At 62.2% G+C, this 23,523-nt stretch carries 21 protein-coding genes; 13 read left to right on the top strand and 8 right to left on the bottom strand.

From position 1 onward, the window contains the following. Positions 1–203 precede the first annotated feature (203 nt). The 3 genes from CO666_RS03200 (at position 204) to CO666_RS03210 (ending at position 3,147) form a co-directional block, all read left to right on the top strand. Positions 204–1,415 carry a pyrophosphate--fructose-6-phosphate 1-phosphotransferase gene (locus tag CO666_RS03200; RefSeq protein WP_097610704.1) on the top strand — a complete coding sequence of 404 codons (1,212 nt, stop codon included), beginning with the start codon at positions 204–206 and terminating at the stop codon, positions 1,413–1,415. Positions 1,416–1,472: 57 nt separating this feature from the next. Continuing rightward, a complete protein-coding gene (locus CO666_RS03205; protein WP_085737804.1) occupies positions 1,473–2,108 on the top strand; it encodes a LysE family translocator in 636 nt (211 codons plus the stop codon). Positions 2,109–2,223: 115 nt separating this feature from the next. Next, positions 2,224–3,147 (top strand): lytic transglycosylase domain-containing protein, encoded by a 924-nt coding sequence (locus tag CO666_RS03210; protein ID WP_097610705.1) that lies wholly within the window; start codon positions 2,224–2,226, stop codon positions 3,145–3,147. Between the two features lie 38 nt (positions 3,148–3,185). On the opposite strand, the gene CO666_RS03215 is transcribed toward CO666_RS03210, so the two are convergent. After that, positions 3,186–4,610, bottom strand: coding sequence for a serine hydrolase domain-containing protein (locus tag CO666_RS03215; protein ID WP_097610706.1), 1,425 nt, complete (start codon positions 4,608–4,610; stop codon positions 3,186–3,188). A 192-nt stretch (positions 4,611–4,802) separates the two neighbouring features. Here CO666_RS03215 and CO666_RS03220 point away from each other — a divergent pair, with 192 nt between their 5' ends. The 5 genes from CO666_RS03220 to CO666_RS03240 all read left to right on the top strand — a co-directional run bounded on the left by CO666_RS03220 (position 4,803) and on the right by CO666_RS03240 (position 9,999). Beyond that, complete coding sequence (locus CO666_RS03220) at positions 4,803–6,047, top strand: BtaA family protein (protein WP_097610707.1); 1,245 nt, start codon at positions 4,803–4,805, stop codon at positions 6,045–6,047. Then, complete coding sequence (locus CO666_RS03225) at positions 6,044–6,718, top strand: class I SAM-dependent methyltransferase (RefSeq protein ID WP_097610708.1); 675 nt, start codon at positions 6,044–6,046, stop codon at positions 6,716–6,718. Before CO666_RS03220 ends, CO666_RS03225 begins: the two co-directional genes overlap by 4 nt. 127 nt (positions 6,719–6,845) lie before the next feature. Then, positions 6,846–7,643 (top strand): glycoside hydrolase family 25 protein, encoded by a 798-nt coding sequence (locus CO666_RS03230; protein ID WP_097610709.1) that lies wholly within the window; start codon positions 6,846–6,848, stop codon positions 7,641–7,643. Between the two features lie 81 nt (positions 7,644–7,724). Continuing rightward, positions 7,725–8,951, top strand: coding sequence for a lytic murein transglycosylase (locus CO666_RS03235; RefSeq protein WP_097610710.1), 1,227 nt, complete (start codon positions 7,725–7,727; stop codon positions 8,949–8,951). Between the two features lie 142 nt (positions 8,952–9,093). Further along, positions 9,094–9,999 (top strand): DMT family transporter, encoded by a 906-nt coding sequence (locus CO666_RS03240; RefSeq protein ID WP_097610711.1) that lies wholly within the window; start codon positions 9,094–9,096, stop codon positions 9,997–9,999. Positions 10,000–10,459: 460 nt separating this feature from the next. On the opposite strand, the gene metF is transcribed toward CO666_RS03240, so the two are convergent. The 4 genes from metF to CO666_RS03260 all read right to left on the bottom strand — a co-directional run bounded on the left by metF (position 10,460) and on the right by CO666_RS03260 (position 15,039). After that, the gene (gene metF / locus CO666_RS03245) at positions 10,460–11,362 is read right to left on the bottom strand and encodes a methylenetetrahydrofolate reductase [NAD(P)H] (RefSeq protein ID WP_097610712.1); all 903 of its coding nucleotides are present in this window, start codon (positions 11,360–11,362) and stop codon (positions 10,460–10,462) included. A 1-nt stretch (position 11,363) separates the two neighbouring features. Next, positions 11,364–12,389, bottom strand: a complete 1,026-nt coding sequence (locus CO666_RS03250; RefSeq protein ID WP_097610713.1) for an ArsR/SmtB family transcription factor — start codon at positions 12,387–12,389, stop codon at positions 11,364–11,366. 161 nt (positions 12,390–12,550) lie between these two features. Further along, positions 12,551–14,200, bottom strand: a complete 1,650-nt coding sequence (ettA, locus tag CO666_RS03255; protein WP_097610714.1) for an energy-dependent translational throttle protein EttA — start codon at positions 14,198–14,200, stop codon at positions 12,551–12,553. 98 nt (positions 14,201–14,298) lie between these two features. Then, the gene (locus tag CO666_RS03260) at positions 14,299–15,039 is read right to left on the bottom strand and encodes a ribonuclease T2 family protein (RefSeq protein ID WP_097610715.1); all 741 of its coding nucleotides are present in this window, start codon (positions 15,037–15,039) and stop codon (positions 14,299–14,301) included. A 159-nt stretch (positions 15,040–15,198) separates the two neighbouring features. Between CO666_RS03260 and CO666_RS03265 the strand changes: the two genes are divergently transcribed. From CO666_RS03265 to CO666_RS03280, 4 genes are read left to right on the top strand one after another with little or no spacing between them, the layout of a single operon-like run. Next, positions 15,199–16,149, top strand: a complete 951-nt coding sequence (locus CO666_RS03265; RefSeq protein ID WP_097610716.1) for an alpha/beta fold hydrolase — start codon at positions 15,199–15,201, stop codon at positions 16,147–16,149. After that, on the top strand, positions 16,146–17,102 hold the full coding sequence (locus tag CO666_RS03270; protein WP_097610717.1) for a DMT family transporter: 957 nt from the start codon (positions 16,146–16,148) through the stop codon (positions 17,100–17,102). Before CO666_RS03265 ends, CO666_RS03270 begins: the two co-directional genes overlap by 4 nt. A 16-nt stretch (positions 17,103–17,118) precedes the next feature. After that, positions 17,119–18,318, top strand: a complete 1,200-nt coding sequence (gene caiB, locus CO666_RS03275) for a succinate--glutarate CoA-transferase (RefSeq protein ID WP_097610718.1) — start codon at positions 17,119–17,121, stop codon at positions 18,316–18,318. Next, the gene (locus CO666_RS03280; RefSeq protein WP_097610719.1) at positions 18,315–19,973 is read left to right on the top strand and encodes a thiamine pyrophosphate-binding protein; all 1,659 of its coding nucleotides are present in this window, start codon (positions 18,315–18,317) and stop codon (positions 19,971–19,973) included. The genes caiB and CO666_RS03280 overlap by 4 nt, the downstream gene beginning before the upstream one ends. Positions 19,974–20,022: 49 nt before the next feature. Here the strand turns inward: CO666_RS03280 and CO666_RS03285 are convergent, their stop codons facing one another. The 3 genes from CO666_RS03285 to CO666_RS03295 form a co-directional block, all read right to left on the bottom strand. Then, a complete protein-coding gene (locus CO666_RS03285) occupies positions 20,023–20,367 on the bottom strand; it encodes a RidA family protein (protein WP_010066925.1) in 345 nt (114 codons plus the stop codon). 72 nt (positions 20,368–20,439) lie between these two features. After that, positions 20,440–20,778 (bottom strand): protein tyrosine phosphatase family protein, encoded by a 339-nt coding sequence (locus CO666_RS03290; RefSeq protein WP_012484529.1) that lies wholly within the window; start codon positions 20,776–20,778, stop codon positions 20,440–20,442. 72 nt (positions 20,779–20,850) lie between these two features. Further along, positions 20,851–21,690, bottom strand: a complete 840-nt coding sequence (locus tag CO666_RS03295; RefSeq protein WP_097610720.1) for an aldose 1-epimerase family protein — start codon at positions 21,688–21,690, stop codon at positions 20,851–20,853. A gap of 255 nt (positions 21,691–21,945) precedes the next feature. On the opposite strand from CO666_RS03295, the gene CO666_RS03300 reads away from it, so the two are divergent. After that, positions 21,946–23,346: a L,D-transpeptidase gene (locus CO666_RS03300; RefSeq protein WP_097610721.1), complete on the top strand. Its 1,401-nt coding sequence runs from the start codon at positions 21,946–21,948 to the stop codon at positions 23,344–23,346. The last annotated feature ends 177 nt before the right edge of the window (positions 23,347–23,523 follow it).

Consider the following 23,523-nt stretch of genomic DNA (forward strand, 5'->3'; position numbering starts at 1 on the left):
TCAACGCTTAACCGTCAATTTCCACAACTGTTCCCGATCAGCAGATCGGGCTTGAAACGATTATATCGACGCTTCGCGCCACCTTTGCCGTTCAACCCGGCAGAAAGGCGCGTTTTCGTAAATTCTTTACTTTACAGGGCCCTTTCCCTGCCGCATCCATGCGCTAGCTAACGCTGCCGCATTGAAACACCATAGGAGGGATCATGGCCAAACAGAAAGTCGCAATGCTGACCGCCGGAGGCCTGGCGCCCTGTCTTTCCTCCGCCGTCGGCGGCCTCATCGAACGCTACAGCGACGTGGCGCCCGACCTCGATATCATCGCCTACAAGTCCGGCTACCAGGGCGTGCTCACCGGCAACAGCATCGAGATCACCCGCGACATGCGCGAAAAGGCGCCGCTGCTGCACCGTTACGGCGGTTCGCCGATCGGCAACAGCCGCGTCAAGCTCACCAATGCCGCCGATTGCGTCAAGCGCGGCCTGGTCAAGGAAGGCGAGAACCCGCTCAGGATCGCCGCCGAACGTCTTGCCAATGACGGCATCACCATTCTCCACACGATCGGCGGCGACGACACCAACACCACGGCCGCCGACCTTGCCGCCTATCTCGCCGCCAACGGCTACAATCTGACCGTCGTCGGCCTGCCGAAGACCGTCGACAATGACGTCGTGCCGATCCGCCAGTCGCTCGGCGCCTGGACGGCCGCCGAAGTCGGCGCGCATTTCTTCGACAATGTCGGCAACGAACAGACCGCCGCCCCCCGCACGCTCGTCATCCACGAGGTCATGGGCCGCCATTGCGGCTGGCTGACGGCTGCGACCGCCCGCGCCTATCTCCAGCGCACCAGCCGCAACCAGTATGTCGATGGCCTGATGATGGATGCGCATCTGAAAAGCATCGACGCCGTCTACCTGCCGGAGATGGCCTTCGATCTCGACGCCGAGGCCGCCCGCCTGAAGGAGAGCATGGACCGCAACGGCCACGCCACGGTCTTCGTCTCCGAAGGCGCCTGCCTCGACGCCATCGTCGCCGAGCGCGAAGCCGCCGGCGAGACCGTCAAGCGCGATGCCTTCGGCCATGTGAAGATCGATACGATCAATGTCGGCGCCTGGTTCCAGAAGCAATTCGCCAGCCTCTTGAACGCCGAACGTTCCCTCGTGCAGAAATCGGGCTACTTCGCCCGCTCGGCGCCTGCCAACGCCGACGACCTCAGGCTGATCCAGAGCATGGTCGATCTCGCCGTCGAAAGCGCGCTCAACAAAGTCTCCGGCGTCACCGGCCATGATGAAGCGCAGAATGGTAAATTGCGCACTATAGAATTCCCGCGCATCAAGGGCGGCAAGGCTTTTGACCTCTCTACGGCATGGTTTGCCGAAGTCATGGACAATATAGGCCAGAAATACAAAGAAGCGTGATTGACGGATGGTTAATATGATGTCTTTGCTTGTTCCTGAGGAATAGGAGGAGACACCATGTCAGTTGAAGCCTGGCTCGCTTTTGCCGCCGCATCCGCCATCATGCTGGCCATACCGGGGCCGACGATACTGCTCGTCGTCTCCTATGCGCTCGGTCATGGACGCAGGACTGCGCTTGCGACGGTCAGCGGCGTGGCGCTTGGTGACTTCACCGCGATGACGGCGTCCCTCTTCGGACTCGGCGCCGTCCTTGCCGCCTCCGCCACCCTCTTCACCGTCCTGAAGTGGATCGGCGGCGCCTATCTGATCTGGCTGGGAATCAAGCTCTGGCGGGCTCCGGTGATTGGCGAACCCGTTGCCGACAACGACAATCTGCCGGAGGAAAAATCGCTGAAGATCTTCCTCCATGCCTATATCGTCACCGCCCTCAATCCGAAGAGCATCATCTTCTTCGTCGCCTTCGTGCCGCAGTTCCTCAATCCGGCCCTGCCCTTCTTCGGGCAGATGGCGATCATGGAAGCAACGTTCCTCGTGCTGGCGATCCTCAACGCCTCCACCTACGCCTTTCTCGCCCATACTGCGCGCGGACTGATTCGCAAGGCAAGCGTCCAGCGCGCCGTAAACCGTACCGGAGGCACCCTGTTGATCGCGGCAGGCGCCGTAACCGCCGGGTATCGCCGTATTGCAGCCTAGAAATATTCCGTGGTTGCCGGAATGCCACGAATAGGTTAATGGGGGCGTCAGGGCTTAAGGTATTTAGTAACTTTTATACGCTGCCGGGGCGGCGCGATTTCACGAAAGTGGCGGAATGGTAGCGATCGGATTGTCCGGCCTGAAACGCAGTCTTGTCGTTTCGACGATACTCTGCGGTGTGATGACGGGATGCGCGAGCGTCGAATACACCTCGCAGGCCGAACTCACCGCCGCCCAGACCGTGGTGCCGATGCCGAAACCAGGCGAGGATGCAACACTCGCCGCGATCCCGACCGCCGAGGGCGCAGTTGGCCCGGCAGGCACCGCCATTGCCCAGGCATCTCCCTCTCTGACGGCAACGGCGATGCCCGCCGTCACAGGCGCTCAGCCGGCCGATCTCACCATGCAGCCGGCCGCCTATGCGCAGATCCCGCTGACGCCCGAGATGACGGCCATCCAGTCCGTGGTGCCGACGCCGCGCCCGGGAACCCCGGCACAGCCGACAACGCAGCTTGCCTTTGCAGCGACACCGCAAAACAGCGCACTTGCGGCACTTGCAGCAGTCGACACCACGCCGCGTGCCAGCATGGACTACGGTTTCGACGAATCCGGGCCAATCGATCCGCCGACGGCGCCGCCGATGTTCAGCGACGACGACAAAGACGATGCGCCGACGGTCGAAAAGAGCTTCGTCACCAAGCTTATCCAGAAATATTCGAAGATCTACGAAATTCCCGAGACGCTGCTCCATCGTATCGTCCATCGCGAGAGCCGCTACAATCCGAAGGCCTATAACAAGCGCGGCTATTTCGGCCTCATGCAGATCAAGTACAACACCGCCAAGTCCATGGGCTATGACGGTGCGCCAGGCGGCCTCTTCGACGCCGAAACCAATATCAAATATGCCGCGAAATATCTGCGCGGCGCCTGGCTCGTCTCCGACAACAAGGAAGACGACGCCGTCCGCCTCTACGCGCGCGGCTATTATTACGATGCCAAGCGCAAGGGCATGACCGACGTTGCCCAGGGCAACTACTGACGCCAAACAATTGCGGAAACTGCGATCGAAGCTCCAGCCTATGGCTGTGGCTGCGCCTGTTGCTGCGACCCGGCCTGCTGTTGCGGCGCCCCCGATTGCGGCAAGGCCGTCAGGATCGCCTTGAGAAGCGTCTGCGGCTGATAACCGAGCCAGCCCGGCGTCAGGCCGAGCCTGATAACGATCAGATCGGCTGAAGGCACGATCGCCATGCTCTGCCCGTCATGGCCCGTCAGCCAGAACGTATCCTCCGGCAGCCCGAACTGGGCGCTCGAGCCGCCCGGCGCAAGCCAGGCCTGGGCCTGCGTATACCGCCCGTTCGAAGCCACCGTCGGCGTGCGCATGGCGCCGACGAAACCTTCGGGCAACAGCCGCCGGCCGTTCCACACACCGTCCTGCAGCAGGAACTGCCCGAAGCGGGCCCAATCATGCGCCGTCGCATAGAGATAGGAACTACCGGCAAACGTGCCGCGCGCATCGAGTTCGAACACGGCGCTCGTCATGCCGAGCGGCGCAAACAGCGCATCGTGCGGATAGGAGAAGGCGGCCTGCGCATTGCCGACCCTGTCCATCCAGATGCGCGACAGGAGCACTGCCGTGCCGCTCGAATAAAGGAAACGCTGGCCGGGCGCAGCCTCGATCGGCGCGTTGGCCGGCAGCGATACCATATCGGGATCAAGATAGAGCATACGCGTCACATCGGCGACGTCGCCATAATCCTCGTTGAAGGCAAGGCCGCTCTCCATGCCGAGCAGATCCGACACCTTGATCTTGGCGCGCGCATCGTTCTTCCACTGTGCTAGCAGATGATCGTCGTCGAAGGAGATCTTGCCGTCGAGCATCAGCCGGCCGAGGATCGCGGCATTCACCGTCTTCGTCATCGACCAGCCGATCAGCGGCGTCTTCGCCGAGAACCCCGGACCATAGGCCTCGGCTGCAATGCGACCGTTGTGTACCACCACGATCGCCCGCATTGCCGGGCCGGCAAGCCGAGCATCGGCAAGCAGCGCGGCGATCTTCCCATCCGGTTGAGTGCCGACGCCCTCACCCTCCGGCCACACCGCCTCACTCGCTTCCATCCTGGGCGGCGCATCGAAGGGCACGGCTTTCGCCGCCGCCTCGAAATCGGCGTCCGGCACGGTCGTGCAGCCGAGACCGTTGCGATAGAGGGCGTAGCTCGGCGCAAACAGCCCCATGAAACGCGCCGTCACACGGTCGTTATCGCGGTCGACGCTGACGCGCATCAGCCGCAGCAGCGGATTTCCGGGCGCCTGGACATCGTCATGAAGCACGTCGTCCGCATCCCGGCCGGCGATGAAGACATTGGAGCAGACGATTTTGGCGGCGTAGCCGTCCCCGACGCGCAGGAGTTCCGGCGGCCGGACGGTGAGCCAGCCGGCGCCGGCGATGATGACGAGAACAAGGACGAGAGCAAACGCCTTCAGGACACGCAGGACAAATCGCATGGCATTCCTCCGAATGGCCGGAGAGAAGCAGGAATTGCGCCCGCCGGAAAGGGGGCGACGCGAAGAAGACCCGCCGCCCCGATCACTTTCCGAGGAGGAGGATGCTTTCGGAGAACGGCGCCCACAGCCCACGTCATCAAACTGTAGCAGTGGCGCGCTACACGCCCTGAACGCTAAAAAGGTGACAGACTCATGTCAGAATTTGCACCGGATGCCGGCTTCCGCAAGAACCGGAAACTCAAGGACGCCCTACTCCGCCACAAGGCTTTTTCGAAGGACGGTTTCTCCGAGCGTCTCTTCAGCCTTCTCTTCTCCGGCCTCGTCTACCCGCAGATCTGGGAAGATCCGGATCTCGACATGCAGGCGATGGAGCTGAAGCCGAACCATCGCATCGTCACCATCGGCTCCGGCGGCTGCAACATGCTCGCCTATCTCTCCAAGGCGCCGGCCTCGATCGACGTCGTCGATCTCAACCCGCACCACATCGCGCTGAACCGCCTGAAGCTTGCCGCCTTCAAGCACCTCCCGGGCCATACCGATCTCGTCCGCTTCCTGGCCATGCCGAACGAGAAGTCGAACAGCCGCGCCTTCGACCAGCACCTCGCCGCCAGTCTCGATGAGACGACTCGCAACTACTGGAACGGCCGCAAGTTCGGCCGGCGTCGCGTCACCGTCTTCGACCGCAACATCTATGAAACCGGCCTGCTCGGCCGCTTCATCGGCGCAGCCCATCTTCTGGCTCGCCTGCATGGCGTCAAGCTGCGTGAAATGACCAAGACCCGCTCGATCCGCGAGCAGCGCCAGTTCTTCGACGAGCAGATCGCGCCCTTGTTCGAAAAGCCGGTCGTGCGCTGGATCACCGGCCGCAAGAGCTCGCTCTTCGGCCTCGGCATTCCGCCGCAGCAATATGACGAACTCGCCAGCCTTGCCGACGATCATTCGATCGCGCCGGTGCTGAAGCATCGCCTGGAAAAGCTCGCCTGTCATTTCCCGATGAGCGACAATTATTTCGCCTGGCAGGCCTTCGGCCGGCGCTACGGCACCGAAGAGAAAGGCCCGCTGCCGACCTATCTGAAGCCGGAACACTACGAAGTGATCCGCGCCAATGTCGACCGCGTCAATGTCCACCATGCAAGCTTCACCGAGCTTCTGGCCCGCGAGCCGGCCGCCTCGCGTGACCGTTACATCCTGCTCGACGCGCAGGACTGGATGACCGACGCGCAGTTGAACGATGTCTGGCGGGAAATCACCCGCACGGCGCGCGACGGCGCCCGGGTTATCTTCCGCACCGCCGCCGAAAAGAGCATCATCGAAGGCCGCCTGTCGCCTTCGATCCGCGACCAGTGGGACTACTTCGAAGAGAAGTCGCGTGAACTGACGGCACTCGACCGTTCGGCGATCTACGGCGGCTTCCACATCTACGGGAAGAAGGCGTGAGCAAGGTCGGCACCGAAACGGCAGGAAACAGCGACGAACATGCCAGCCTGATGGATGGCATCTACCGCTACCAACGCCATATCTACGACATCACCCGCAAATATTACCTTCTCGGTCGCGACAGCACGATCCGCAATCTCGACGTGCCAGACGGCGGCACCTTGCTTGAGGTCGGCTGCGGCACTGGCCGCAACATGGCCTTCGCCCATAAGCATTTCCCGGCCGCCAAGCTCTTCGGCCTCGACATTTCCCAGGAAATGCTGATCTCGGCGCGCAAGACCTTCGCCACCAGGGCGACAATCCCGGACTTCCGCGTCGCCGACGCCACCGCGTACACGCCCCGCGAATTCGGCGTCAGCGGCTTCGACCGCATCCTGATTTCCTATGCCCTGTCGATGATCCCGGATTGGGAGCGCGCCGTCGATGCATCGATCGCCGCACTCAATCCCGGCGGCCAGTTGCACATCGTCGATTTCGGCCAGCAGGAAGGGCTGCCGGGCTGGTTCCGCCGCATGCTGCAGTCCTGGCTTGCGAAGTTCCACGTCACCCCGCGCGCCGATCTGCGCGAGGTTCTGGAAGCCCAAGCCCATGAAAACAACGCGAGATTGTTGTTTGAAACCGTCGGCGGCGGTTATGCCTGGCGGGCGGCTATTATCAGCAAGCGCTCATAATTCGCTTGAAACTAACCGATTTTTTACGTTGATATGGTGAAAAGAGGGTTATTCCTCTGCTGGACTCGTTTTTCTCGAAGGTCAGGCTGTGGGGCAAAGAGATCATTCGGTTCACGACGGGATACCCATGCGCCGGCTTTTGTTTTGCGTTTTGCCTCTGGCCATCCTGCTGGCTGGCTGCTCCTCTTCCGGTCACGACTATCTCGAAACCGCATCGATAAAGCCGAAGACGCGCTTCCAGGACACCGATCCGCAGGATTTCGGCCCCAAGCATCCGCAGCAGAATGCGATCCACGGCATCGACATCTCCAAATGGCAGGGTGATATCGACTGGGCGACGGTGAGAAATTCCGGCGTCGGCTTTGCCTTCATCAAGGCGACGGAAGGCAAGGACAGGGTCGACCCCCGTTTCGACGAATATTGGCGAGAGGCGCGCGCCGCCGGCATCCCGCATGCCCCCTACCATTTCTATTATTTCTGCTCCTCGGCCGATGAGCAGGCCGACTGGTTCATCCGCAACGTGCCGAAGGAGGCCATGCGCCTGCCGCCGGTGCTCGACGTCGAATGGAACGCCGAGTCGAAGACCTGCCGCTACCGGCCCGACCCGGAAACGGTGCGCTCCGAAATGCAGCGTTTCATGGACCGGCTGGAGGCTTATTACGGCAAGCGTCCGATCATCTACACCTCGGTCGATTTCCACCGGGACAATCTCGCCGGTTACTTCCAGGATTATCATTTCTGGGTCCGTTCCGTGGCAAAACACCCGGAAGTGACCTATTCCGACCGCCGCTGGGCCTTCTGGCAATATACCTCGACCGGCGTTATTCCCGGCATCAAGGGGCCGACCGATATCAACGTCTTTGCCGGCAGCGCAAAGAACTGGAACAATTGGGTCGCGGCCGTTTCCAAGGATAGAAATTCTTAGTAACGTCTTACAATGTTTCTTGCTTCCGTCACATTCCTCTGGGAAAGCGACGGACATCCGTTTGATATAAGGACCGTATTCATGCACCGCTCGCTCGCAAGCCGCTCTGCACTCGCCCTCCTGTTTGCCCTCGCCCTTGCCGGCAGCGCAGCCGCCCAACAGGCGCCAGCAGCCGCGGCCTCGGCCCCGGCAGCCCCTTGCGGCGGCGATCTCTCCGCCTTCCTCCAGGGCGTCAAGGCCGATGCAGTCGCCGCGGGCGCCAGTGCCGCAGCCGCCGACGAGGCCCTTGCCGGCGCCGAGATCGATCCCAAGGTCTTGAGCCGGGATCGTGCCCAGGGCGTCTTCAAGCAGACCTTCCTCGAATTCTCCCAGCGCACCGTCAGCCAGGCCCGTCTCGACATCGGCCGCCAGAAGATGAAACAATATGCCGACGTCTTCGCCCGCGCCGAGCAGGAGTTCGGCGTTCCCGCTGGCGTCATCACCGCCTTCTGGGCGATGGAAACCGATTTCGGCGCCGTCCAGGGCGATTTCAACACCCGCAACGCCCTGGTGACGCTGTCGCATGACTGCCGCCGCCCGGAACTCTTCCGCCCGCAGCTGATCGCTCTTATCGAAATGGTCGAGCACGGCGATCTCGACCCCGCGACCAACACCGGCGCCTGGGCCGGCGAGATCGGCCAGGTGCAGATGCTGCCGCGCGATATCATCGCCTTTGGCATGGACGGCGACGGCGACGGCCATATCCACGTGAAGCAGAGCGGCCCGGACGCCGTCCTGACAGCGGCGAAATTCATCCAGCATCTCGGCTTCGAGCGCGGCCAGCCCTGGCTGCAGGAAGTCACCGTGCCCGACAACCTGCCCTGGGAGAAATCCGGCCTCGGCGGCACGATGAAGGCCGGCGAATGGTTCGCGCTCGGCGTCAAGCCGCGCGACGGCAACACCGCTTTCGGCCATCTCGAAGGCGATCTCGTGCTGCCGCAGGGCCGCATGGGGCCGGCTTTCATCGCCTATCCGAATTTCAAGATCTATCTCGAATGGAACAAGTCGTTCATCTACACGACTTCGGCCGCCTATTTCGCCACCCGCCTTTCCGGCGCCCCGACCTATCTCAAGGGCGCGCCTGAACAGGGGCTTGCCAACGACCAGATGAAGGCGCTGCAGACGAAGCTGCAGTCGCTCGGCCATGATGTCGGCGAGATCGACGGCATCCTCGGCTCCGGTACGCGTATCGCGATCCAGAAGGAACAGCAGCGCTTGGGCATACCGGCCGACGGCTGGGCCACACCTGCCCTTCTCAACGCGCTCTGATCGCCGCTGTTGGCCTGCCGCCGCCCGCTTCGCAAGAAACGGGTGGCGGCGTTTCCCGCTTGCGCTAAAACTTCTCGGTGAAGCGCCGCCGGTTTTCCACCAGCGATCCGGCGGCGGCGGCATTTGCAGCGGAGAAAACGGCATGGACAGCAGAATGAATGCGTGGACCTGGAGCCTGCTGGTCCTGCTTGGCCTGATCTGGGGCGGCTCCTTCTTCTTTGCCCGCATCGCCGTCCAGCATGTGCCGCCGCTGACCCTCGTCTTCCTCAGGCTGCTGCTCGCAGCCCTGGCGCTGCATATCTATATCGCCGGCCGCCTCGACATCTATTCGATCCTCAAGGCTCGCTGGCGTGAATTCCTGATCCTCGGCCTGATCAACAATGCCCTGCCGCATGCGCTGATCTTCTTCGGCCAGACCCGCATCGGTGCCGGCCTTGCGGCGATCCTGAACGCGACGACGCCGATCTGGACCGTGCTCATCGCCAATTATTTCACGTCGGACGAGAAGCTGTCCTCGGCAAAGATCGCCGGCTGCCTCGTCGGCCTCGCCGGAACGATCGTGCTGATCGGCCCCGGCATCTCGGCCGGCGGCGAGGCGCCTCTCTGGGCGTTGCTGCTTCCGGTGCTGGCTGCCATCTCCTACGGTTTCGCCGCCACTTACGGCAAACGCTTCAAGAATGTTCCTGCGCCCGTCACCGCAGCCGGCCAGCTGACCGCCTCCTCATTGATCACTTTGCCGCTATCGCTGCTGGCCGATCGCCCCTGGACGCTCCCCTTGCCCGGGCTCGATATCCTCCTCGCCATTCTGGCGCTGGCGCTGGTATCGACCGCTTTCGCCTACATTCTCTATTTCCGCATCATGGCGGCGGCCGGCGCCACCAACGCCTCATTGGTCACCCTGCTGGTGCCGCCGAGCGCCATTCTTCTCGGCGTACTTTTCCTCGGCGAAAGACTGGCCGTCGGCGAATGTATCGGCATGGCGCTGATCGGTTTCGGCCTCGTCATTCTCGATGGCCGCGCCTATCGCCGGCTGACACGCACCGCCTGAAAGCCGGTTGCAGTTTCCCTATATTTTCAACCAGTTGCCGGCCGGCCATGTTTTGGGCGCATAGGTAAATGCGCAGTCGCCGGATTTAACGGCATGTTAAAATCTGTGAACAAAAATTTATTGAAAATTACCCAGTTATTTCAATGCATTGACGAGACAGTACTCGACCTGTCCAGCGGATCTTCCGCAGCGCAGCATCGAATCTTCTTCCCAACCGACATATTTCAGACATATTATTGGCCGGTTAACGCGAGGAGACAGACATGGGACTCACGCAATCCTTGAATGTTCTGTTGGTCAGTGCAGCGTTTGCTTTCGTCTTGTCCATGCTCTTCATCTGAGCCGGATGATGCGAAGGCGTAATGACTGGTAGTACCTGAACTCCCCTGATCAATCCGCCAATGAAAAAAGCGCATGTCCCGCCCGACATGCGCTTTTCACTTTTGAACGGCCGTTAGGATCAGGCGGCTGCGCCGGCGCTTTTTGCTGGCCGGCGGGAGAGGCCGAGATTGTCGAGCACGGCGGAAACCAGCGGCGAACGGTTCATCGTATAGAGATGGAAATCGCCAATGCCGCGCCGGACGAGATCTTCGATCTGTTCGGCGGCAACATCGGCAGCGACCTTCGCCCGCTCCTCGGGCTTGTCGTCGAAGCCGGCGAAGCGCTCGTCGAGGAAGGCCGGGATAATGGTGCCGCAGGCGCCTGCGAAACGCTTCAGCTGCGTCAGGTTCTGGATCGGCATGATGCCGGGCACGATCGGGATCGAGACGCCGGCAGCGCGCACCCGCTCCAGGTAGCGCTCGAAATTGTCGTTGTCGAAGAAGAATTGCGTCAACGCCCGGTCGGCGCCATTGTCGGCCTTGCGCTTCAGCATGTCGATATCGGCAGCGGTGTCACGGCTTTCCGGATGCTTTTCCGGATAGGCGGAGACCGAAATCTCGAAATCGCCGACCGATTTGAGGCCGGCCACCAGCTCCGCGGCATTGGCATAACCGCCGGGATGCGGCTGATAGGGCGCGCCGGCGCCGCCTGGCGCATCGCCGCGCAGTGCCACGAAATGCGTCACGCCGACCTTGCGGAAGGTCTCGATCATCTGATGCGTCTCTTCCTTCGTCGCGCCGACGCAGGTCAGGTGCGACGCAGTGGCAAGCGGCGTCTGCGACAGGAAGCGTGTGACGGCGGTGAGTGTCGGCGCCTTGGTCGTGCCGCCGGCGCCATAGGTCACCGAGACGAAATCCGGATCCCAGTCCTGCAGCTCGCTGACCGTCTGCCAGAGCTGGCCTTCCATCTCTTCCGATTTCGGCGGGAAGAATTCGAAGGAAATCCCGATGTTGCGGCCGCGTGCCTCGTTATTCAAAGCCATGTCATACTCTCCCGGCAAATGTAGGTTCAGCGCCTTCGCTGGTCTGCGAGGCCATGAGGCGCCTCGGATCGCGCGCGAGCCAGACGGTGACCGTCAACCCCTGCCCGCTCTGCTGACCCGGATGAAGATCAACGACCTGCTCGACATCGAGCCCGGCCCTGTGCAGCCAGTCGGATATCGCCTGGTGCGAAAAACCGAGACGGACATGCGCATGCTCGTCGCGGAGATATTCAAGCGTGTGCGGCGCAAGGTCGATGACCACGAGCCGGCCGCCCGGCCGCAGCATGCGCGCCGCTTCGGTGATCGCAATCTCCGGCTGGTCGAAGAAATGCAGCACCTGATGGATCGTCACCAAGTCGAAATCCTGGCCTTCGAACGGCAGGTTCAAGATATCGGCGTGACGCACGGTGGCCTTGGTGATGCGGGATTTGTCGAGATTGGCGCGCGCCACGCTCAGCATGTCGCGGCTGGCATCGACACCGACCGCCCGGCGGTAGAGCCCGGAAAGAAGTTCGAGGATGCGGCCGGTGCCGGTGCCGAGATCGAGCAGCGAATCGATCGGCTGGCTGCCGAGCAGCCGGATGACGGCGGCGTCGACCTCCTCGTCGGCCGCATGCAGGCGGCGAAGCTCGTCCCATTCCGCCGCGTTGCGGCTGAAATAGGCCTGGGCCCGCTCGGCCCGCTGGCGCTTGACCGCCGACAGCCGCTCGCCGTCGCGAAGGACGGTCGGATCGTTCTCGGAGACATGCTTCAGCAATGCCCGTACCAGCATGGCCGCCTTGCCGTCCTGCTTGAGACGGAAATAGGCCCAGGCGCCTTCCTGGTAGCGTTCGATCAGTTCGGCCTCGCCGAGCAGCTTCAAATGCCGCGAGATGCGGGGTTGGGATTGGCCGAGAATTTCGGTAAGGTCGGTCACCGTCAGGTCACCGCCATCGAGAAGCGCCAGAAGACGCAGGCGCGTGGGCTCGCCGGCCGCCTTCAAGACGTCCACCAGCGCATCCAGTCCAAGCTTCAAGGGTTCGCTCATCTTCGATCCAATCAAGATATAAAGATATCTTTATGTGAGTTGGATTGCGATGACAAGCGGCAATTCGCACTTAAGCGAAATTGCCTACTCAAATTGCGACAGCGCCGGATGTGAAAAAGCCCCGGCCGAACCGGGGCTTTCTCAAACGAAAAGAAGGGCGATCAGCGCGTCAGGCGCTTGTGGGCCTGGCTGCCCGGGTTCAGCGCATCGGGGCCGAGGCGGCGGATCTTGTCCTGTTCATAATCCTCGAAGTTGCCTTCAAACCATTCGACATGGCCTTCGCCTTCGAAAGCCAGAATGTGCGTCGCCAGACGGTCGAGGAACATGCGATCGTGGCTGATGATGATGGCGCAGCCGGCAAAATTCTCCAGCGCGTTTTCGAGCGCACCCAGCGTTTCCGTATCGAGGTCGTTGGTCGGTTCGTCGAGCAGCAGAACGTTGCCGCCAGCCTTCAGCATCTTGGCGAGGTGGACGCGGTTTCGCTGACCACCTGAGAGATTGCCGACCTTCTGCTGCTGGTCGCCGCCCTTGAAGTTGAAGGCGCCGCAATAGGCGCGCGAGTTCATGTCGAACTTGCCGAGCTTGATGACTTCGGCGCCGCCGGAGATTTCCTCCCAGACCGTCTTGTCGGCGGCCAGCGCGTCGCGGCTCTGGTCGACATAACCGAGGTGCACTGTCTCGCCGATGCGGATCGAACCGCTATCCGGCTTTTCCTGGCCGGTGATCATCTTGAACAGCGTCGTCTTGCCGGCGCCGTTCGGACCGATGATGCCGACGATGCCGCCCGGCGGCAGCTTGATGGACAGGTCGTTGATCAGCGTGCGGCCCTCAAAGCCCTTGGTGATGCCCTCCATCTCGATGACCACCTGTCCCAAGCGCTCGCTGACCGGGATGATGATCTGCGCATCGCCCGGACGCTGCTTCTCGGCGGCATCCACCAGTTGCTCGTAGGACTTGATACGCGCCTTGGACTTGGCCTGACGCGCCTTCGGGCTGGAGGCGATCCATTCCTGTTCGCGGCTGATCGCCTTCTGACGGGAGGCTTCTTCGCGGTTTTCCTGCAGCATGCGCTTGGCCTTCGCCTGCAGATAGGCGGAGTAGTTGCCTTCGTAGGGAATGCCCCGGCCGCGGTCGAGTTCGAGGATCCAGCCGGTGACATTGTCCAGGAAGTAGCGATCGTGGGTAATCATCATCACGGCGCCGGGATAGTCGCGCAGGTGCTTTTCGAGCCAGGCGATGGTCTCGGCGTCGAGATGGTTGGTCGGTTCGTCGAGCAGCAGCAGATCCGGCTGCGACAGCAGCAGGCGGCAGAGCGCGATGCGGCGACGCTCACCACCGGACAGGCTGGTGACTTCGGCATCGCGCGGCGGGCAACGCAGAGCTTCCATCGCCATCTCGACCTGGCTTTCCAGATCCCAGAGATTCTGGCTGTCGATGATGTCCTGAAGCTTGGCGCCCTCTTCCGCCGTCTCGTCGGAATAGTTCATCATCAGTTCATTGTAGCGATCGAGGATCGCCGTCTTCGAGGCAACGCCTTCCATGACGTTCTCGAAAACCGTCTTGTTGGGATCGAGGCGCGGCTCCTGCTCGAGGTAGCCCACCGTCGCTCCTTCGGCGAGCCAGGCTTCGCCGGTATACTCCTTGTCCTGGCCGGCAATGATGCGCAGCACGGTGGATTTACCGGCGCCGTTCGGCCCGAGAATACCGATCTTGGCATCCGGGTAGAAGGAAAGGTGGATGTTCTCCAGGATCTTCTTGTTGCCATAGGCCTTGTTGAGGCCGGACATATGATAGATGAACTGACGTGCCATGCTGCGCTGCTCCGGGCGGAAAACTTCGATTGTGCCGCTATGTAGGCGAAACGGCGCCTTCGGGCAACGTCGAAACCCGGTTTACGCAGGATTTCCGGTCAGAAGCCCGCAGCGTCGACAACACCCTCGTCGCAGCCGAAGGAGGTTTTTCCCGCCCCCTGGATCAGATCGGCAAGGCCGGCGCTTTTGGCTGACGCCGTCCCGGCGGCCTCCGAAAGCCCGATCGTCAACCCGCTGACCATCTTGACATTGCCGGCCCGGCGGCAGCTCATCTTGACGCGGTCGCCGGCACCCGGCCCGAAGCTCTTGTCGAAAGCCGCCTTGATCTCCTCGGCTTTAACAGGCTTGCCGATATTGGCGGCGAAGAGATCGCGCACCGCCGATGTGTTGAGTGCGCCGAGAAGATGCACGCCAACGCCGAAATAATCCTCGGCGCTCATTTTCGTGCAGGTGCCATGTTTGGTCCATTCATGCCGTTCCAGGCCGGATTGCGTGCCGGGCATCGCCTTTGCGAGCGCCGCCTTGGTCTCGGCCGAAAGCGTCACCTCAGGCAATGTGTTCCAGTTGCCGTCCTTGTCGGCGGCCTTCTGCTCAGCGCTCACGCCGCAATAATCCTGCCGCATCGGCCAGAGGCCGTGCAGCGAAAAATTCGTCGCATCGGGGCGTTCGCCGGTCTGGCTGGCGCATTCGGCCTTCTTCTGGTTCGTCTGGCAAAAGGCCGGCTGCCAGCTGGCCGCAAGAATAAAACGGGTGCGCCCGCCGGCCTCCTGCGCCACGGCGGCGCCGGCAAGAACCATCGACACGGCGAACGTCAAGGTACGCAACTGCATGCTGCTCATTTCAACCCCCAAAAAAGAACAATACAGGAACAAATAAGCACGAAGATCGAAAGCCCGCAACCCTGAATCGCAGCAGGAACGCAATTTGTTATCGGATAAACCCGGAACCGATGTTGCTTTTGAGCGCTGATCTGGTCTGTTGCGGCAAGGAGGACCCACATGTTTTCTGAAACGCAGAGGCTCGCCGTGCCGGGAGCGTCGCTCGCCTATCACCATGCCGAGGCCGCCGGCCCGCCACGCGGCATCCTGTTGATATCGCACGGTCTTGCCGAACATTCGAAACGATACCGCCGCTTTGCCGAGACGATGGCAAGCCGCGGCTATCACGTCTATGCCCATGATCACCGCGGGCACGGCGAGACGACAGCGCCCGACGCGCCGATCGGCCGTTTCGCCCGGCGGGACGGCGTCGAAAAAGTGATCGGCGACGTCCTTGCCGTGCGCAACTATGCAGCCTCCCGTCATCCCGGCCTGCCGGTGATCCTCTTCGGGCACTCAATGGGCGGCCTGATCGCCCTCAACGCTGCCATCACGGCGCCGGCCGATTTCGACGCCGTCGCCGTCTGGAATTCGAATTTCGCCGTCGGGCTTGCCGGCCGGGCCGCCCAGGCCATCCTGCTTGCCGAGCGCATGCTGAAGGGGTCCGACGTACCGAGCAGCCTGTTGCCGAAGCTCACCTTCGGCGCCTGGGGCAAATCGATTTCGGGCCACCGCACCGAGTTCGACTGGCTGTCGCACCTTCCCGATGAAGTCGACAAATATGTCGCCGATCCGCTCTGCGGCTTCGATGCTTCGGTCTCGCTGTGGCTCGATCTCTTCGAACTGACGTTTCGAGCGCCGCAAAAAGCCCATCTCGATCGGCTGCCGCACGACATGCCGATCCATCTGGTTGGCGGTGGAGAGGATCCGGCGACCGAGCGTGGAAAAGCCATCCTCTGGCTGTCAAACCATTTGAAAGCGCAAGGCTTCTCTCGTATCAGCACTGAGATATATCAGGATATGCGACACGAAACGCTGAACGAGATCGGCGCCGAGGCGGCGATCGCAGCCTTCGCTGACTGGTGCGACGAGGCCGTCGCAACCTCCGGCGCCGGAAAGATTCCATCATGAGCAGCACCTCCGCCCGCCCCGCTTCGTCCACCTCCGAGGTGACGACGGGGCTTGCGCTGATGTTTCTCTCGGTGATGTTCTCGCCGCTCATCGATATTTTCGCCAAGCTTGCCGTCGTCACCGTTCCCTCCGCCGAAGTCACCGCCGGCCGCTTCGTCGTCCAGGCGCTCTGCATGCTGCCGATCGTGATATGGCGGCGCAGCTTTGCTGATTTCTCCTGGCGCCAGAGCCTGTTCCATGCGATCCGCGGCGCCATCATCACCATCTCGATGATCTCCTTCGTCACGACGCTGAAATACATGGCGGTCGCCGACGCGATTGCGATCTTCTTCGTCGAGCCGATCATGGTGACGATCTTCGGCGGTATTTTCCTGAAGGAGACCATCGGTTGGCGGCGCTATACCGCCTGCGGCGTCGGCTTCTTCGGGGCGATGCTGATCATCCAGCCGAGTTTCGAGGAGGTCGGCTACATCGCGCTCCTGCCCGTCGTCAGCGCGCTCTGCATCGCAATCTTCGTGCTGATGACCCGCGTTCTGTCGCACCGGGAAGACCCTTGGTCGATGCAGTTCCAGATGGGCATCTGGGGGCTGCTCTTCTGCGCTATCCTGCTATTTATCGGCGAGGGAAGCGGCTCCGATCTCTTCGATCCCGTCATGCCCGTGGGGAGCGCCTGGTTCTACGTCGCCGGCGTCGGCGCCATGGCCGCGATCGCCGGCATCTTCGGCGTCTATGCCTATCGCGCCGCGCCGGCCTCGACGCTGGCGCCGCTGCAATATTTCGAGATCGTCTCGGCGACGATCTTCGCCTGGCTTGTTTTCGGCGACTTTCCGGATGCGATGAAATGGCTCGGCATCGTGATCATCATGGCGTCGGGTTTCTACATCCTCTGGCGCGAGCGCCGCTTTGCTTCAAAGCCTGTATCCGATACATCTGAGGTGACGCTGGCGCCGTAGAACCGGACGAGGGAATATGACGGAGACGACGAAAAAGCCGCCGCTTGCCGGTATCCGGGTGATCGAGCTTGCCCGCGTGCTCGCCGGTCCCTGGGCGGGGCAGATGCTCGCCGATCTCGGCGCCGACGTCATCAAGGTCGAAAATCCCGACGGCGGCGACGATACCCGCCAATGGGGGCCGCCCTTCGTCGAAGGTGCGGATGGCGAAAATCTCTCGGCCGCCTATTACCACGCCGCCAATCGCGGCAAGCGCTCGATCACCGCCGATCTGAAGAGCCCCGAAGGCCGGGATCTCGTCCGCCGCCTTGTTGCGTCAGCCGATGTGGTGATCGAGAATTTCAAGCGCGGCGGCCTCGTCAAATACGGGCTCGATTACGACAGCCTGCGCAAGCTGAACCCGAAGCTCGTCTATTGCTCGATCACCGGCTTCGGCCAGACCGGCCCCTATGCCGGCCTCGCCGGCTATGATTACATCGTCCAGGGCATGTCCGGCTTCATGTCGATAACAGGCGAGCCGGACGGCCAGCCGATGAAGGCGGGCGTCGCGATCGCCGATATCTTCACCGGCATCTATGCCGTCGCGGCGATCGAGGCCGCCCTGATCCACGCGCTCAAATCGGGCGAAGGCCAGCTCGTCGACATGGCGTTGCTCGACGTGCAATCGGCCGTGCTCGCCAATCAGAACATGAATTATCTGGTCTCCGGTGCCGCACCCACCCGCCTCGGCAACGCCCACCCGAATATTTCGCCCTATGAGGTCGTGCCGGTGGCGGACGGTTATCTCATTCTTGCGGTCGGCAACGACGGCCAATTCCGCCGCCTCTGCACTATCCTCGGTCTGGAGATCATGTCAGGCGACGAGCGTTTTTCCACCAACAAAGCCCGCGTCGCCAACCGCGGCGAAGTGCGCCGCCTCGTCTCCACCGAAACGCTGAAATGGCAGAAGGCGGATCTGTTGAGGGCCTGCGAGGAAAATGCCGTTCCTGCTGGTGCGATCAACACGATCGAAGAGATGTTCGCCGATCCGCAGATTGAGGCCCGCGGCCTGCGCATCGACCTTGCGGATGCCGCCGGCACCGTCATCCCCGGGGTCAGGACGCCGGTGGTGCTGTCGGAGACGCCCCTGCGTTATACCAGGCCGAGCCCGCGTCTCGGCGAGCATCAAGCTGAAATTCTGGCGGAACTCACTGAGCACGAGAGGAAGGCATCGTCATGAAGAAGACGGGCGGGGAACTCATCGTCGAGGCGCTGAAGGCGAACGGCGTCAAGCGTCTGTCCTGCGTGCCGGGCGAGAGCTTCCTCGCCGTCCTCGACGCACTGCGCGACAGCGAGATCGACGTGCTCGTCTGCCGCCAGGAGGGCGGAGCGGCGATGATGGCGGATTGCTGGGGCAGGCTCACCGGCGAACCCGGTGTCTGCATGGTCACCCGCGGTCCCGGCGCCACCAACGCTTCCGCCGGCCTGCATATATCAAAACAGGATTCGATCCCGATGATCCTTTTCATCGGCCAGGTGCAGCGGGAGGCGCGTGAGCGCGAAGCCTTCCAGGAGGTCGAATTCCGCCGCGCCTTCACCGAATTCGCCAAATGGGTGGGCGAGATCGACGATGCCGCCCGCATTCCCGAATTCGTCACCCGCGCCTTCGCGATCGCCACCTCCGGCCGCCCCGGCCCCGTGGTGCTGACCCTGCCGGAAGACATGCTGCGCGACGAGGTCGAGGCGCCCCGCGCCAGGCGTTATGTCAGCGTCGAGGCGCATCCCGGCCGCAGCCAGATCGACGATCTCTATCTGCGCCTCCTGAAGGCCGAGCGGCCGATGGTGATTCTCGGCGGCACGCGCTGGGATGCAGATGCCGTCGCCGATTTTGCAATCTTCGCCGAGCGTTTCAAATTGCCGGTCGGCTGCTCCTTCCGCCGGCAGATGCTGTTCGATCATCTGCATTCCTGTTATGCCGGCGATGTCGGCATCGGCATCAATCCGGCGCTGGCAAAAGAGATCAAGGAGAGCGACCTGCTGATCCTGCTCGGCGCCCGCATGTCGGAAATGCCCTCCTCGTCCTATACGCTGATCGATATTCCCTACCCCCAGCAATCGCTGGTCCACATCTATCCCGACGCGTCCGAACTCGGCCGTATCTACCGCCCGGACCTTGCGATCTGCGCCGCACCCGCCGATTTCGTTGAAGCGCTCGCCGATCTGGAAGCGCCGGCCGAGCCGCACTGGGCGGAGCGCACAGAGCGCATGCATCAGGCCTATCTCGCCTGGTCGAAGCCGCCGGCGACCGGTCCGGGCGCCGTCCATATGGGGCCGATCATGGAGTGGCTGGAGGCCAATACCGGGCCGGACGCGATCTTCACCAATGGCGCCGGCAACTATGCCACCTGGCTGCACCGCTTCCACCGCTTCCGTCGCTTCAACACCCAGGCGGCCCCCACCTCCGGTTCGATGGGTTACGGCCTGCCCGCCGCCGTCGCCGCCAAGCGGCTCTTTCCCGAGCGTGAGGTCATCTGCTTTGCCGGCGACGGCTGTTTCCTGATGCACGGCCAGGAATTCGCCACCGCCATCCGCTACGGCCTGCCGATCATCGCTGTCGTCGTCAACAACGGCATCTACGGCACCATCCGCATGCATCAGGAGCGCGAATATCCCGGCCGGGTCAGCAGCACCGATCTGACCAACCCCGATTTCGCAGCCCTTGCCCGCGCCTATGGCGGCCACGGTGAGACGGTAGAGAGCACGGAGGAATTCGCTCCGGCCTTCGAGCGGGCGCGCGCCAGCGGCAAACCCGCGATCATCGAAGTCAAACTCGATCCGGAAGCGATCACGCCGACGCGCACGCTGTCCGAAATCGCGCAGACAAAAAGCCGGTGAGTTCGTGAACTGAACTCACCGGCTTCAACCAATTTAAAATGAAAGCTTTTTAGTCGAGCGCAGCCGTGACGATGAACTCGACCTTGTACTTCGGTGCAGCGAGCTTGGCTTCGCTGGTGGCGCGGGCCGGCGGGTTTGCCGGATCGATCCAGGCTTCCCAGGCGGCGTTCATTTCGCCGAAATAAGCAATGTCGGAGAGATAGACGAGGGTCTGCAGGATCTTCGACTTGTTGCTGCCGGATGCAGCCAGCAGCCGGTCGACTTCGGCAAGCGCCGACTTGCACTGATCGGTGACACTTTCGCCCTCGCCGACCTGGCCTGCGAGATAGACCGTGTTGCCGTGAATGACGGCGCCGCTCATGCGCGCGCCGACGTCGATACGCTTAATGCTCATCATAGTCTCCTGAGTGAATGGAAGGTGGCGGCGCTGCGGCGCAGCGCCGGGAAATCGGCAGCCGGAACGGGTCTAGCTGCGGATATGGTGGGTCTTCTGGTAGATCGCCGTCGAGCGGGCGCCGGAGCGGCAATAGCCGAGCATCGGCCGCGGGAATTCATCGAGCGCATCGACCATACCCTGCACCGCTTCCTCGGTCACGCCCATCGGCCCGACAGGCACATGGGTGATCTCGAGACCGAGTTCTCTGGCGCGCGCCTCGATGACGGAGAACGACGTCTGATCCGGGCTCTCATGGTCGGGGCGGTGGCAGACGATCGATTTGAACCCCAGCGCCTTGATCTCGTCGAGATCCTCAAGCGTGATCTGACCCGAAACCGAATATTCATCGTCGATCTGGCGAATATCCATCGTCTTGTCTCCTCAAAAAATCGTGGGTTGAAGGTCTACGACGGAGGTCTGCCAGCGTCAACAACACTTCGCTCACAGGAAGGTAAAGCTCAGCGCATAGCTGCGGCTCTCGCCGGGCGCCAGCACATTGAATTCGCCCGCGGCCTGAAGCTCGTCGCGCAAGACCCATCGGTGTGAAACCGGCTCGATGCCGAGGATATGGGCCGGCGCCTTCTGGTTGCGCCACACCTGCAGATAAGGCAGCGTGTCGGCGCGGAAGCGTACGCTGAGCGTCTTGCCGCCGATCGCGGCGATCGGCCCGAGGCGGATTTCCGCAAAGCCCTCCTCCGTTGCCGGCGCCGGTACGCAGAAGATGCCGCCCGGCTCCTCGCCGAATGCCCAGGGGAAACCGCCATTTTCCAGCATCCGGCCTTCGAGCCGCGTGCCCTGGTCCAGCCATTTGCCGCCGGTGTTCATGTGATACATCAGGAAGGTCGGCACCGTCTGGTCGCTGGTATTGACGACCCGGTCCTCGAGCCGCACCTCGCCGGTCACCCCGTCGATGCGCCATAGCCGCTCGATGCGCTGCGGCAGTCCCTCGACCGTCACGATGTCGATATCGGCGCGGCATTCGGCATTGCCGTTCTCAAACTTCGTCCACAATAGCCTGGCCGCATGGCCGGAAGCCGATCCGTGCAGCGGATAGACCTTGCCGTCGTCCCGGCCGGCGATCGGCTGGCGATGGCGGATATGGTCCGGCCCGCAGGTGAAGAGGAAGCCTTCGAGCGAATGATCGATTCGCGGATCGCCGTCGTCGGGAATGGCGCGCTTCGGCGCGATGTCGACGCCTTCGACGATGCATCCGCCGATATCCAGCACCGATGTTTCATCGAGCATCAGGCGCGGCCCGCTTGCGGCGGCAAATTCGATCATCTCGGGTCTCCTCAGGAGTTTATATCAGCCGTAGCGTTAGGTTTCACACCGTCTTTCGTCAATCGGCGCCGTTCCCCTCTTGCGCTTTTGCTCCAGCCATGGATTTTGCGGAACTGATGCAGAGACGCAAACGTTTATGAGTAAAAGGAAATCTTAGGGATTTTCATATTTTGTTCAGCACGCTTTCATAAATTCCACACTAGCGTCAAAATTCGCAGGTGTGTGTCTGCCAGTCACTGTTCGAGGTTTTGAGACGTGAATCGCTTTTTGAAGTCGGCATTTTCGCTTGCGGCCGTGCTGGCAGCCCTTGCGGCTGCAGCGCCGGAAGCAGGCGCGCAGCAGTTCCGCGACCGCCGCCAGAGCGATGTCGTGCTGGTGACGCCAAGCGGCGAAATCCTCGACTATGTCCCGCGCGGCTATATCTACGCTCGCGACCGCAGCGGCAACCGCGTGCTGATCGACGACTACGGCAACGTCGTCGCCACCGAGATGCGCGCCCGCGGCTACTATCCGCCGCGGCCCGGCCCGCGCGACGTCTATGCCGACCAGAACGGCAACGATCCCTATTATGCCGACGACAATACCTATGGCGACACACGCTACGCCGAGCGCGGTGCGGTCACCGGCGGCATTCCGCGCGATGCGGCGATCGAACGCCGGCCGCTTGGCGACCAACCCTATCCCGACGACAACAGCATCGGTAATCCGCAACCGAACGACGACTATGCCTCGATCGATCCCGACCAGCAGATCCCGCCCGCCGACGCGCCGAAGGCGGCACCGGAAGAACCCGTCATCACGCTGAAGAACAAATCGAAGCCCGAGATCGTCGCGCTGCAGGTCTTCCTCGACCGCGCCGGCATCTCTCCCGGCGTCATCGACGGTCATATGGGCTCGAACGTCACCAAGGGCATCTATGCCTATGACCAGATGACCGGGTCGAAGCTCGATCCCAACGACACCGATGCCATTCTGGAAGAGCTGCGCATGAACGGCGGCCTGCCGGTCGTCAGCTACACGATCACGCCGGCCGATGCCGCCGGCCCCTTCGTCGCAGAGATCCCGGAAGACTATTCGCATAAGGCGCTGCTGCCGTCGCTTGCCTACACCTCGACCACTGAAATGCTGGCCGAGCGTTTCCACATGGATGAGGCCTTCCTCAAGGAGATGAACCCCGGCGCCGATTTCACCGTTGCCGGCACAGTCATCAAGGTCGTCAATCCGGGCGAGCCGAAGAGCGGCGAGGTTGCCCGCATCATCGCCGACAAGGGCCGCAAACAGGTCTTCGCCTATGACAGCGCCGGCAATCTGCTCGCAGCCTATCCGGCATCGATCGGCTCCACCGACACGCCCTCGCCGTCGGGCACCGTGACGGTCGAGCGCGTCGCGTTCAATCCCGGCTATACCTATAATCCGAAGATCAATTTCCAACAGGGCGCCAACGACAAGATCCTCAACATCCCGCCTGGCCCCAACGGCCCCGTCGGTACCGTCTGGATGGCGCTTTCCAAGCCCACCTACGGCATCCACGGCACGCCCGAGCCCTCCAAGATCGGCCGCACCCAGAGCCACGGCTGCATCCGCCTGACCAATTGGGACGCGACCGAGCTTGCCAAGATGGTCAAACCGGGCGTGACGGTCGAGTTCGTCGACTGACCGCAGCAACACGTCGTGAGGCGGATTTACCTCACAGCGGATAAGCCGTTCCGTCCGCTTTTTGACACAACAATCTACCGGCAGCCGCGGCGGCAGTTCAAATTTGCTCCCCCGTTTCAAAGTTTGGAACGTGAAAGCGCGTAAAAAGCTATCAAATCTGTAGATTTCATCTCCTGG

Origin of the sequence: Rhizobium chutanense (assembly GCF_002531935.1) — a bacterium.
GTDB lineage: Bacteria > Pseudomonadota > Alphaproteobacteria > Rhizobiales > Rhizobiaceae > Rhizobium > Rhizobium chutanense.

Bases quoted from the DNA above. Each gene is read 5' to 3' on its own strand.
- CO666_RS03200 (WP_097610704.1), top strand. From the start codon at position 204: ATGGCCAAACAGAAAGTCGCAATGCTGACCGCCGGAGGCCTGGCGCCC.
- CO666_RS03205 (WP_085737804.1), top strand. From the start codon at position 1,473: ATGTCAGTTGAAGCCTGGCTCGCTTTTGCCGCCGCATCCGCCATCATG.
- CO666_RS03210 (WP_097610705.1), top strand. From the start codon at position 2,224: ATGGTAGCGATCGGATTGTCCGGCCTGAAACGCAGTCTTGTCGTTTCG.
- CO666_RS03215 (WP_097610706.1), bottom strand. From the start codon at position 4,610: ATGCGATTTGTCCTGCGTGTCCTGAAGGCGTTTGCTCTCGTCCTTGTT.
- CO666_RS03220 (WP_097610707.1), top strand. From the start codon at position 4,803: ATGTCAGAATTTGCACCGGATGCCGGCTTCCGCAAGAACCGGAAACTC.
- CO666_RS03230 (WP_097610709.1), top strand. From the start codon at position 6,846: ATGCGCCGGCTTTTGTTTTGCGTTTTGCCTCTGGCCATCCTGCTGGCT.
- CO666_RS03235 (WP_097610710.1), top strand. From the start codon at position 7,725: ATGCACCGCTCGCTCGCAAGCCGCTCTGCACTCGCCCTCCTGTTTGCC.
- CO666_RS03240 (WP_097610711.1), top strand. From the start codon at position 9,094: ATGGACAGCAGAATGAATGCGTGGACCTGGAGCCTGCTGGTCCTGCTT.
- metF (WP_097610712.1), bottom strand. From the start codon at position 11,362: ATGGCTTTGAATAACGAGGCACGCGGCCGCAACATCGGGATTTCCTTC.
- CO666_RS03250 (WP_097610713.1), bottom strand. From the start codon at position 12,389: ATGAGCGAACCCTTGAAGCTTGGACTGGATGCGCTGGTGGACGTCTTG.
- ettA (WP_097610714.1), bottom strand. From the start codon at position 14,200: ATGGCACGTCAGTTCATCTATCATATGTCCGGCCTCAACAAGGCCTAT.
- CO666_RS03260 (WP_097610715.1), bottom strand. From the start codon at position 15,039: ATGAGCAGCATGCAGTTGCGTACCTTGACGTTCGCCGTGTCGATGGTT.
- CO666_RS03265 (WP_097610716.1), top strand. From the start codon at position 15,199: ATGTTTTCTGAAACGCAGAGGCTCGCCGTGCCGGGAGCGTCGCTCGCC.
- CO666_RS03270 (WP_097610717.1), top strand. From the start codon at position 16,146: ATGAGCAGCACCTCCGCCCGCCCCGCTTCGTCCACCTCCGAGGTGACG.
- caiB (WP_097610718.1), top strand. From the start codon at position 17,119: ATGACGGAGACGACGAAAAAGCCGCCGCTTGCCGGTATCCGGGTGATC.
- CO666_RS03280 (WP_097610719.1), top strand. From the start codon at position 18,315: ATGAAGAAGACGGGCGGGGAACTCATCGTCGAGGCGCTGAAGGCGAAC.
- CO666_RS03285 (WP_010066925.1), bottom strand. From the start codon at position 20,367: ATGAGCATTAAGCGTATCGACGTCGGCGCGCGCATGAGCGGCGCCGTC.
- CO666_RS03290 (WP_012484529.1), bottom strand. From the start codon at position 20,778: ATGGATATTCGCCAGATCGACGATGAATATTCGGTTTCGGGTCAGATC.
- CO666_RS03295 (WP_097610720.1), bottom strand. From the start codon at position 21,690: ATGATCGAATTTGCCGCCGCAAGCGGGCCGCGCCTGATGCTCGATGAA.